Raw genomic sequence first — 7540 nt, forward strand, 5'->3', positions numbered from 1 at the left:
TCGCCCAAGGGAAGGGTGCGCACCGTGCGGGTGCTTGTCAGAACCGGGCCGCGATGGGCAAATGGCGGCGCATTGATGCACGGAAAGGAACGAACATGCGACTGATGAATTGGGTGGCGCTGGCGTGGATGGCGGGGGCCGGATTGGTCTCGGCCCAGCAGGGACCGGAAGAGGGGATTATCGTCACCGGCCAAGGCAGCATCGCCGCCGCGCCTGACATGGCAACGATCACCCTGGGCGTGACTGAAGAGGCGGAAACCGCCAAGGCCGCGATGGACGGGGTGAATGCCGCCGTAAGCGCGATCCTGACCCAGCTCGATGCGCAGGGCGTCGCGGCGAAGGACCGTCAGACCAGCCGTTTCTACCTGCGCCCGCTGCATGACCGCCGCGCGAATGAGAACGGCCAGCCGCCGCGCATCACCGGCTATCAGGCGGGCAACTCGGTGACGGTCAAAGTGCGGGATCTGGACCGCTTGGGCGCGATGATGGATGCGGTGATCGACGAAGGCGCGAATGATTTCAACGGGTTGGACTTCGGTCTTCAAGACCCGAAAGATGCGCTGGCCGAGGCGCGCAAAGCCGCCGTTGCGGATGCCACCGAACGCGCGCGGCAGTTGGCCGAGGCGGCAGGGGTGAAGCTCGGCACGCTGATCCGCATGACCGAAAACTCCCACGCGCAGCCTAAGATGTTCGAGACCGCTCGCATGGGGATGGCGATGGACAGCGCCGTGGCCGAAGGCGAGGTCGAGGTGCAGGCGCAGGTCTCCATGACCTTTGCGATTGCCCCGGGGCAGTAAGCTGCCGCAGATGGAAAACCCCCGCCGAGGCGATCGGCGGGGGAAGGTGGTTTAGTTGGTCGCCTTGGTCAGTGCCTGATCCAGATCGGCGATCAGATCGTCGGCGTCCTCCGTCCCGATGGAGATGCGCACGACACCCGGACCGGCCCCCGCCGCTTCCTGCTGCTCTGCCGTCAGCTGTCGGTGGGTGGTGGAGGCCGAGTGAATGATCAGCGAGCGCGTATCGCCCAGGTTCGCCACATGGCTAAAGATCTCAAGGCTGTTGACCAGTTTCACACAGGCGTCATAGCCGCCCTTGACCGCAAAGGTGAAAAGCCCGCCCGCGCCTTTGGGGCAGACCTTTTGCATCCGCTCGTGATAGGGCGAGGATTTCAGCCCGGCATAGGTAACATAGTCAACCCGGTCGTCCTGTTCGAGCCATTCGGCCACCTTCACCGCGTTTTGCACATGCCGCTCCATGCGCAGCGACAGGGTCTCGATCCCCATAAGCGTGTAATGCGCCGCCTGTGGGTTCATCGTCATCCCCAGATCGCGCAGCCCGATGGCGATGCCGTGGAAGGTAAAGGCCATGGGGCCGAAGGTCTCGTGGAACTTCATGCCGTGATAGGCTTCCTCAGGCTGGCTGAGGGAGGGGAATTTGTCATTCGCGGACCAATCGAACTTGCCCGAATCCACCACGCAGCCGCCCATAACGGTGCCATTGCCGGTGAGGTATTTGGTGGTGGAATGCACCACCAGCGTCGCGCCATGCTCAATCGGGCGGCAGAGGTAGGGGGTGGCGCTGGTGTTGTCGATGATCAGCGGAATGCCCGCCGCATCGGCCACATCCGCAATAGCGCGCACATCCATGATATAGCCGCCGGGGTTTGCAATAGCCTCACCAAAGACCGCGCGGGTGTCGTCGTCAATCGCATCGGCCACGGCCTGCGGATCGTCGAAGTCGACAAACTTGCAGGACCAGCCGAAGCGCTTGATCGTATGGCTGAACTGGGTGACCGTGCCGCCGTAGAGACGGGTGGAAGCGACGATATTCTTGCCCGGCCCCATCAGCGGGAACAGCGCCATGATCTGCGCCGCGTGGCCCGATGAGCAGCAGACCGCGCCGACACCGCCTTCGAGCGTGGCGATACGCTCTTGCAGGACAGCGTTGGTCGGGTTGGTCAGGCGCGAATAGATATAGCCGACTTCCTCAAGGTTGAACAAAGCCGCCGCGTGATCGGCATCGCGAAAGACATAGGCCGTGGTCTGATAGATCGGCGTCTGCCGCGCGCCGGTGGCCGGGTCGGGCGTGGCGCCTGCGTGAATCTGCAACGTGTCAAATTGATGTTTGGGGCTGTCGGCCATTGGTCTGTCCTCTCAGAAAATGGTTCTCGCGCAGCCTAGGCGCAAAGACCCGTCCAGACAACGGGGCAGGCGGGGCTCAGCGCATCCAGAAACCGTTTGATTTGATCCGGTTGCGGATCGCCTGTTCCCGTCGGGGCAGGTTGTCTTGATCGAAAAGCGCGCGCACCTTGGCCCCGCGGCCCTGATAGACCATCCGCTTGATCGCATCGCGCTGCTTGAGCAGCTTTTTCATTCGGTTGGGGGCGGTGATGGCCTCTAGCACCTCGATCGCATGATCGCTCTCTCGCGCGTAGAGCAGGGGCAGAAATCGATAGTGGCAGGAGACCGTGCCATCCAACAGGCCAGCGGGCAGGGTGCCCCGCCCGCCGCCAAGGGCGTGGATCACCAGTGGCAACACGATTTGGTCGAGCCAAGGGTCAAAGCTCTGCGCGCAAAGCTCAACCGGAGGATCGTCGCGCACAGCGAGTGCGTAGCGCAGAAAGAGATCACCGAATTCCCGCGGACAGCGGTAGTAGAAGTACCCGGCGTTAAAATAGAGATAACGCCGCCAATATTCATCCGGTTGGCTCAGGTCGAGGCTGCTGGCAAAGTCGAGGCCGAACTTGTCGTAAAGCGACTTCCACAATGCGCTATAGCCCGGCCCGTATAGCTGCGGCTTGGGCCATGTGCCCTCGCGTTTGAGAGAGGCCGAGGGGCGGTTGAAATCAAACGGCACCGCCGACAGATCACCGGTGATCAGCGTATCGGTGTCAAAGAAAACAAAGGGTTCGCCCGCGGGCAGGGCGCTGAGCATCTCGATCTTATTACCATTGGGGTAGGCGCTGCCGAAATGCTGATTGTCAAAGGGGACGAACTCCGCCCCAAGCTCGCTCAGCGCCGCGCGCAGCGCGCTGTCGGTGATGCGCGGATCACGATCCCATAGCGGGCCGGGCTGCGGCTCGGCGATCAGCAAACGACCTTGGAACTCCGGGCAGGAATGGCGGAGGGAGGCGGCGAAAAGCAACGCCTCATAGGCCAGCCGCCCCTCTTGGCCCACGATGACGACGTTGAAAATTTGCGGGATACGCGAATTGCGTGTCATACTTAACTGCGGCCTTTGGTTTTCGGCCAGTATAGGGGCAGGGCTCTGTCGGCAAAAGCCAGCAATTTGAGCGGCCTGCGAAAGGGGTTCGAATGTTCGATTTTGTCTTTGCCGTGATCGCGATCAGCTTGGGCGGCCCCTCTGTACCTTCGGATCGGGTCGGCCGACCGGATGCGCCGATGACGGTGCAGGCTCCGGCACGTCCTGCGGCCCCCGCCAGCCCGGCGGCGCCCCCGGCACCCGCGGCCCCGCCGCCTACATTCTACATGGATGCCGTGCCCCCCGGCTTGGTCGCCGAAGACCAGACGCCCACGGGCCGTTTCACCACCGCCGCAGAGGTGCGTCCGATCCTGAACGCCACCCGCGGCAATTGGATCGCCGTGCGGGAGTATGATGGGCGAGACTTCCTCTATGTGACCCACCTGTGGAGCTGGCGCTGCGGGCTGGCCGCCATGGCAATCGCGGTGAACGACGCACCGATGCGGAATCTGCCGATGCCGCCCTGTCACGATTCATTGCCGACGCCGAATGCGATTCTGGAGGGGGATCCGCAGCCTTACCTGACGTTTGATATCGGGGCGGTTCAAAGGGTTCGGGTTCAACTGGTTTACGACGATCTGGGAATGGCGCTTGAGGGGTTTTTGCGGAGCGATGTGCTGATCCCTTGATAGCCCTCGGGCGCGGCGTTGATCGGTCGCCACGAGCGCGCCTTGACTGCGCATACGAACTATCGCGAGGGGGGGGAAAGTGGTGGGCGACCCTGGAATGGAACCAGGCGTTCCTTTCGGTCAGTTTTTTTAGGTACGCATTTCAGCACCTTGAGTGCGTATGCGTAGGCTCGTTAAATCGCCTTTGTATCGAATTTGGGCAGTTTTGTATCGAACTAGGGCCTCTAACATGTATCTTGTCAAAGAATATCGGTCACGGAAGTTTTGAACAGGACTCGGCGAATCATGCTTGTTTAGTGGTCCTGATATGGAGGAAGGAACTGAGCGATAGAGCCAGATGACCTGTAGTAGGAACCGAGAACGCGGCACATCATATCCCACACTCGTATGCCGCTTTTCGAGTCTATACTCTGCCGTAGTGAGCATTGAGTCCCGCAAGAACGATCTGCCGGTCGCCCTCAGACATTTGATCTAAGCTCTGAACGCAAAAAGACGCGAATGCATTGCGTTTTAGGTTTGTTATAACCTCAATCAACGCATCTCCTTTCGGTTTGTTTGGGCGAACATAGCCAACATCCAGCGGGGCCTCAACGCGGGCACCTGCGAGGATTTCAAGGTGGTTGCTAATGCCGATGGGGGACACTTGTTCGGCTGTTCTGAAACGGTGGCGGATTTGTTCTCGCAGTTCTGTCTCACGGTTCTCATAATAGCGTTCAAAGGTCGAGCGACGCATCGGATGAGGTTGATGTTCGGCGACCAGATAGGCCTTACGATGCCCAACAAGATGAGCCGCATCTCGCTGCGCGGCACTGTAACCGGGACGAGTGTCCCGCCATTTAGATTTCAGCCATTGCGTGAGAGAGTTCGGGAACCGGCGGTAATTTCCCCGAATGATTGGAATGCCCTGATCAAAATAATCCTCAGCGTTCATCTTGCGGCCTACGAATATATCGTCATTCAGATAGAGAAAATGTTCTGCCAGGTCCGGGATGCGGTAGATCACCGTTTCAATTGATCTGGACGAAAAAACCGGCAGCAGATCAGCATGTTCCTTGAAGGCGTCGCGATGATCGATAATCCTGACGTTCGAATGTACGGTCAAGAGTGTGTCCAGCACTGTTGGATGCTGTTCGTCGGTGATCACGTAGATTCGCCGTATGAAGGGACAGAACTTTAGAAGGGACTGAACCGCAAATCTTATTTCGCCCGAACTTGCGAAACGAGTGGACTGGGCAGAGCTTTCTGGGGTCGTATCAGCGAGATAGGTCGCGCGCTTTCTTCTATGGGCTGGGTCATCTCCATCAACCCAAGTGATTACCGCGTCTATCATAAATATGTGCCTTCAACCTGGGGTGCCAATTGTAGGGATTTTGTGCCAAAAGCTATCAGCGAGGCAGTATGGACGCAATGCAGCTGCAACCCGACGTTGAACGCTTTTGGGGCTGTGGTTATTCGCCGGCTTCGGATGTTATACCGCATCAAAAGGTTGCTAGGGATGTCATGCCGCAATGAAGACCGCCGGAATTTTTAACGACACTTCCGTATCAGGCCACTATGGCTGCACCGCCGTCATGAAGACCTTGACCGCGGAGCTCCAAAAACGGAGCGTGAAGCCCGTCTATCTATGGCCGGTCGCGGAGGATTGGCAGCCGCACGAAAGATTACTAGAAGACTACAGGCCTGATGTTATCGTTGTGAACGGTGAAGGTACACTTCATCATTCGCGAGATCGGAAGCGAACCCGTGATCTGATTGCCGTTGTGCACCACGCCAAAAAAATGGGGGTGCCGGCCCATCTTGTGAACGCTTCCATCACCGCGTTGGATGAAGCAGCCCTGCATGCCATTGCGGCGTTTGACAGCATCTATGTGCGTGAAAGTGAAAGTAAGAACTTTCTGGCTGTACATGGTATTGAAGCGCGCGTAGTACCGGATTTGTCCCTTGGTCTTTCGCAGCCTGTTCAGGACGAGACGCGAACTGGTGTGATCGTAACAGACAGTGTTTACGGCGATACTACCCGATCACTGGAGGCCTTCGCCGCCGCCGGAGATTTCGATTTCGTCAAGATGAAGCCGCGCCCGCCTGTTGCCATACGTCTAAAGGCAAAGATATTGAAAAAGCTCCGAAAGTCGCCTGAAGAGACGATATGGCGCGCTCGAAGTGACGCCGAGGGTTTTGCCCGTCTTCTCGCACGGAAAGAATTGGTTATGACAGGGCGGTTCCACAGCGTGTTGTTGTCTATTCTAACGAATACACCCTTTGTCGCGCTTCCGTCGAATACCCGAAAGATCGAGGCTGTTTTGAACGATGTGTTCGCATGCCAATCCCGCATGATTTCAGTTGACGATCTGTCTGCGCCGAAATTCTTGGCTCATATCAGCAAAGGCTTCCCATTCTCTCGACAAGAGAAAGACGCGCTCGCTCGTTATCGGCATCTGGCAGAGAGGGGGCGGCACGATATGTTCGATTTGATCGCTGAAAGCTGCCTGCCATGAAACACTTTCTGCGCAAAATCGATCTGGCTCAGAGGCGTCTGCGTTACCGCATCGCGTCAATCCCTTGGGCACCGTGGTACCCGGCAGTTCTGGAGACCAAAAGCTTCAAGGATAAGCGTATAATCATCATCGGACCTGCCGAAACGGTACTAGATGACCTGTCCGGCAGCGTCGTGGATGATTACGATGTCGTAGTGCGGCTGAACAATGGCATCACATTGGCAGAGACCCGGCCAGAGATTTTGGGGAAGCGAACTGACCTGCTGATCCATAACTTAAGAGAGACAGGTGCACGCAGCGCCGGTTCGATCCCGGGAGCCTATCTGAACGCCAAGAACGTGGGCCTATTGGTATTTCCACATTGGCACAGTTCGCGGCAGCGGAAGATGTTCCGCGCAAAAGAGACGGCCTTGAAGAACGAGCACGGGCCTGAAATTAAAGTTTTGCCGCCGTCAATCATCAGTGGTCTCAAGCGCGCGTTGGATGATCGCTCTCCGACGATTGGCATATCTGCTTGCGTATTTTTCCTAAGCAGCCAAGCGGCGGAAGTGGCTATTCACGGTTTCACATTCTTTGAGACGGCTTATGCCCCCAGCTACAACCCAATGGTCCAGAGTGCGGAAGATGCTAAGAGATGGGTTCACCAGCTGGGAGCTCATGATCCGATGACCGAAAAGGTCTTTCTCCAAGCATGCTTATCTCGTACCGAAGTTAAGCGAGTGACCTTAGGGGGCAATGTGCGAAAGTTTTTGTACGCAGAAGCGTAATTCATATTCTTGAAGCACTAGCAATGCAGGTAGACAAAGGTCTATCGTTGTTTTACTATTTCGAAGTGTGCCTTCTCTGAGAGAATGTTGCTTACCGGGTTATGCAACGAGAACCGAGCGTTACCTAAAGATGCTAAGATAATGCAAAAGAAAACCCGAGAAGCCAACCTTGCATTGAAATTTGTATCGTAAACTTTTAATAGCAGAATTCTGATCCAGATACTTAAAGAAATTTTTGAAGTATCTCTGAATTCTTTGTCTATTTTCAAATTTATCTGACACTATTTGAGCTACCCCCGGAAATTCGGACGCTGACATAAGCTACGATTTGCAGTCTGCTGATCTTCGACGAGAAGGAGATCAGAGATGTCAAAACGGAAACAGCACG

At 57.0% G+C, this 7540-nt stretch carries 7 protein-coding genes; 4 read left to right on the forward strand and 3 right to left on the reverse strand.

Going from position 1 to position 7540, the window contains the following annotated elements; translation table 11 throughout:
- The first annotated feature begins 95 nt into the window (after window positions 1–95).
- On the forward strand, window positions 96–797 hold the full coding sequence (locus ACGYLQ_RS14070; protein WP_394443507.1) for an SIMPL domain-containing protein: 702 nt from the start codon (window positions 96–98) through the stop codon (window positions 795–797).
- A gap of 51 nt (window positions 798–848) precedes the next feature.
- Here the strand turns inward: ACGYLQ_RS14070 and ACGYLQ_RS14075 are convergent, their stop codons facing one another.
- Window positions 849–2141, reverse strand: coding sequence for an O-acetylhomoserine aminocarboxypropyltransferase/cysteine synthase family protein (locus tag ACGYLQ_RS14075; protein WP_394443508.1), 1293 nt, complete (start codon window positions 2139–2141; stop codon window positions 849–851).
- 76 nt (window positions 2142–2217) lie between these two features.
- Window positions 2218–3222, reverse strand: coding sequence for a hypothetical protein (locus ACGYLQ_RS14080; protein WP_394443509.1), 1005 nt, complete (start codon window positions 3220–3222; stop codon window positions 2218–2220).
- A gap of 92 nt (window positions 3223–3314) precedes the next feature.
- Between ACGYLQ_RS14080 and ACGYLQ_RS14085 the strand changes: the two genes are divergently transcribed.
- The gene (locus ACGYLQ_RS14085) at window positions 3315–3890 is read left to right on the forward strand and encodes a hypothetical protein (RefSeq protein WP_394443510.1); all 576 of its coding nucleotides are present in this window, start codon (window positions 3315–3317) and stop codon (window positions 3888–3890) included.
- A gap of 403 nt (window positions 3891–4293) precedes the next feature.
- Here ACGYLQ_RS14085 and ACGYLQ_RS14090 read toward each other — a convergent pair whose 3' ends face one another.
- Entirely contained in the window at window positions 4294–5220 is a 927-nt protein-coding gene (locus ACGYLQ_RS14090; RefSeq protein WP_394443511.1) for a stealth family protein, read from the reverse strand.
- Window positions 5221–5398: 178 nt separating this feature from the next.
- Between ACGYLQ_RS14090 and ACGYLQ_RS14095 the strand changes: the two genes are divergently transcribed.
- Both ACGYLQ_RS14095 and ACGYLQ_RS14100 read left to right on the forward strand, forming a co-directional pair.
- Window positions 5399–6385: a polysaccharide pyruvyl transferase family protein gene (locus ACGYLQ_RS14095; RefSeq protein ID WP_394443512.1), complete on the forward strand. Its 987-nt coding sequence runs from the start codon at window positions 5399–5401 to the stop codon at window positions 6383–6385.
- The gene (locus ACGYLQ_RS14100) at window positions 6382–7152 is read left to right on the forward strand and encodes a hypothetical protein (protein ID WP_394443513.1); all 771 of its coding nucleotides are present in this window, start codon (window positions 6382–6384) and stop codon (window positions 7150–7152) included. Before ACGYLQ_RS14095 ends, ACGYLQ_RS14100 begins: the two co-directional genes overlap by 4 nt.
- The last annotated feature ends 388 nt before the right edge of the window (window positions 7153–7540 follow it).

The sequence above is a fragment of the Sulfitobacter sp. 1A12779 genome (assembly GCF_043557315.1).
GTDB lineage: Bacteria > Pseudomonadota > Alphaproteobacteria > Rhodobacterales > Rhodobacteraceae > Sulfitobacter > Sulfitobacter faviae.